Below are 3,189 nucleotides of genomic sequence, written 5' to 3'. Positions count from 1 at the left end.
CGTTCCATCAGGGCCAGCGCCCCGGTAAAGACCGCGGGCACGGTAAGCAGCGCCCCCACGCCCACCACGCCGCAAAAAAAGGCCAGCCAGGCGCGCCGTTCCATGCTGTGATTAAAGGCGTCGATGAGCAGAAAGGCCACGATCAGCAGGGGGATCACCGCCAGCCAGGCGTAGGCGAACAGGCCCGTGGTGGTAAAGAACGAATAGGAGTAGCGGATCTGTATGAGCAGCAGGGGCGCAATGCCAAGCACCACCGCCAGGCTCTTGAGGCCGAGGTGGGTGTGCATGAAACGGCTGTTCCACGCCTGCCCGGCCTCATCCCTGTCCAGCCAGTCCTGAAGAAAGAACACAAAGCCCAGAATGGCCGTCCCCACGATCAGCAGGGCAAAAAGCAGGTGCAGGCCAAAGGAGACAAAAAGCAGGCCGTTGAGCCAGCCTTCGGGCAGGGGATGCAGCAGAAAAAGATCGGTCCACTTGTTCATGGTTGCTTGGCCTCCCCGGCGGCGCGGCCCTTATGGGCCTGCTGCGTCTTGATATAGCCCTGCTCCGTCGCGAGCATGTAAATGTAGTTCGCCAGCAGCAGGCGCTCCGATTCCGAGCCGGTAAAGGGCGTCATGAACGGCCCGAGGTTCTCGGTGATGTCGATGATGGCGTTGAGACTGTCCAGCGTACGCCCGGCCACGCGGATGCCGATATTGTTGAGGCCGCCCTTGACGTTGGTGTGGCACACCCCGCAGTTGGCGGCAAACAGGGCCTGCCCGGCGACCATGTGGGGCGGCAGCTTGCCGTTGTCGTTAACCCAGCGCATGCGCGGCAGAAAGCTTTCATTTTTTTCGTCCAGGGCCAGCTTTTCCACCAGCGGAACCTGATTGGCATACATATAGCCGGGCAAAAGGTACGGCCCGCGCACAAATTCGCGTATGCGCTCAAATTCCATAACCATGAATACGCAAAGCAGCAGGGCCGGTATGCAGAGAATGCGGCTTGCCACACGGCTGCGCAGCACCGCCACAAGACCGGCAAGGCACAGCACGCCCACGCCCACGGCATTGAGGGTTGGCAGAAAGTCCGGCAGTTGCGACATGTAGGACGTGGCTACGGCGAATTTCCAGTGGGTCAGATAGGTCATGGGTATGCGGGAGAAATACACCCAGGCGCTCACACCGGCCACAGCCACACAAGCCAGAAAAACGCCCCCGGTCAGGCGCAGGGCGCTGCCCCGCTCCTGAGCCGTACCCTTGAAGCGCCAGGCAATCCACGCCATGAGCAGCAGCGAGCCGATGGCAAGCCCGCCTGCCAGACGCAGAAAAACCTGGGGCGCGAAGGTGGGATTAAAGTACGCCTGGTCAAAATCCTGTTCCCAGGGCCAGCCGTCAGGCGTGAGCATGAAGCCCAGAATGCCCGAAATGAGTATGGCCGAAAAAACAGCCATGACCACGTAGCCCCAGCCCAGCGCAGCCAGCTTGCCGGGCTGCTTTTCCGCCAGCCTGTCCCACAGATAGTAGTAGATGAGCAGCAGAATGACTTCGGATGTAAAGGCCCCCCATTCTATAAACCAGGGCCAGAAAAAAAGGTGGATAAGCGAACCGATGCCTTCGGGCGCGAGAATGCCGGTGATAAACCAGATGCCCACGCCCGTCACCGCGCCCACGGAGGTGATGACCACCACGGCGGGACCAAGCAGGCTGCGGCTGATCTTTGCCCAGTAGTCGCCCTTGCCCATCCAGGTCAGGGTTTGAAACAGAATGAGCATGGTCATGAGACCAATAGCCAGGCCGTGGCTTATGACAACGTGCAGCACGGCGTCCAGGGCGATGGTCATGCCATCGCCAAGTCCCGGTATATGCAATATGGGAAATATCATGGCTAGTTCCCTTCCGTCAGAGGGATAAGCCGCACGATCTTGTCGGAATGGGTGGGCTTGAAGGCCGGTCTGGGCTGTTCATGGATGTAGCCCGCCACGTCAAGCGCCTCTTCCTGCGTCAGAGAAGGCGCATTCTTGGGCATAAAGCGCCAGGCAAAAATGGAAAGGGTGCGGATGCGGTGCATGCCTGCGCCGTCATTGTACGCGCCGTCGCCCCAGACGGGCGGGGCAATGTCCGTGCCTTCGCCTTCAAGGCCGTGGCAGCGGGCGCACACGTTTTTGTACACCTTTTCGCCGTTGGCCGGATCAGGCTTGTGGGGATTGCCCATACTTTCAGGCAGGGTCCAGGGCAGCTCGGCGTATACGGGAATATCTTTGGAAATCCATTGCAGGTACACCAGCAGCGACTGTATCACCTGGCTGTCCAGCGGGGGCGGCGTGCCGTTCATGCTGCGGTCAAAGCAGCCCTGAATGCGTATGCCGAGGTCGATGGTATACTCATTGCGGTCACGGTAACGCGGATAGGTCGCCCCCACGCCCACAAGAGAAAAGCTCTCCATAGACCGGCCGCCCTCAAAGTGGCAGCTTGAACAGGAAAGCTGGCTGTCCTTGCCGATGTACTGCCCGGCGTATTTTTTCGTTTCGGTCATGATCCTGTAGCCGAGCATGACCTCTTCGCGAATACTCTCCGGCGCGTCTTCGGGCCGGGGCGGATTGAACAGGGCCTGAGCGGACGGCACGGCAACCCTTTTGGCGGCAGCTTCGGAATCAAGAGCCACCCTTTGGAGGGAAAGCGTTGAACCGAAAAAGGAAAGCGCCCATACGCCGAAGACAAGCAATACAACTGCCAGAACAAGCCCCAGGTACACGCTGCGGTTTTTCATGATTTCTCCTGCTGGGGCCTGCTCTGCCTGCCCCGCAATGGCTTGGATGCAATACTATGTAATTTGATAGGAATTCTATGATAGCAACGCTTACAGGTAAGGCGAATGAATAGTCTCAGTATAAATTTCAGAAATACAGTCCCCTGTCAACACAGGTAGTTGAAAATGCTCGTCTTGCAGACGGCGGGCAGGCGTATGCCTGTGCAGGGAGGGCATAAGCCCATCGCGGGGTGACCCTGCTCGTGGCGGGTATATTGCACAAGCTGGCGAATATCATGCGCTTACAGCTATGGTTCGGCGTATGCGCACCTGTTGCTGCGCCGCAGTAACGGAAAAGACCGGTCTGCGTTCTTTTGCCGGGTCTGGCCCGCAGCAGAACCGCCCGGACAGCCCGCGAGCAGCGCCAACAGCGCAAGGCAACAGCGAACGGCAGAAGGCAAC

General features: G+C 59.2%; 2 protein-coding genes and 1 pseudogene. All 3 read right to left on the bottom strand.

The annotated features are described in order from the left end of the window. A pseudogene (locus V6C16_RS10095) lies at positions 1–482 on the bottom strand (hypothetical protein); the annotation flags it as partial. Further along, positions 479–1,864: a c-type cytochrome gene (locus V6C16_RS10090; RefSeq protein WP_333535039.1), complete on the bottom strand. Its 1,386-nt coding sequence runs from the start codon at positions 1,862–1,864 to the stop codon at positions 479–481. The pseudogene V6C16_RS10095 and the gene V6C16_RS10090, both read right to left, overlap by 4 nt. Before the next feature lie 2 nt (positions 1,865–1,866). Beyond that, positions 1,867–2,748 (bottom strand): c-type cytochrome, encoded by an 882-nt coding sequence (locus V6C16_RS10085; protein ID WP_333535038.1) that lies wholly within the window; start codon positions 2,746–2,748, stop codon positions 1,867–1,869. Positions 2,749–3,189 lie beyond the last annotated feature (441 nt).

The organism is Desulfovibrio sp. 1188_IL3213 (genome assembly GCF_036763145.1).
Classification (GTDB): domain Bacteria; phylum Desulfobacterota; class Desulfovibrionia; order Desulfovibrionales; family Desulfovibrionaceae; genus Desulfovibrio.
Note: the sequence above shows the minus strand (reverse complement) of the source record. Positions and strands in the feature narration are given on the sequence as shown.

Bases quoted from the DNA above. Each gene is read 5' to 3' on its own strand.
- V6C16_RS10090 (WP_333535039.1), bottom strand. From the start codon at position 1,864: ATGATATTTCCCATATTGCATATACCGGGACTTGGCGATGGCATGACC.
- V6C16_RS10085 (WP_333535038.1), bottom strand. From the start codon at position 2,748: ATGAAAAACCGCAGCGTGTACCTGGGGCTTGTTCTGGCAGTTGTATTG.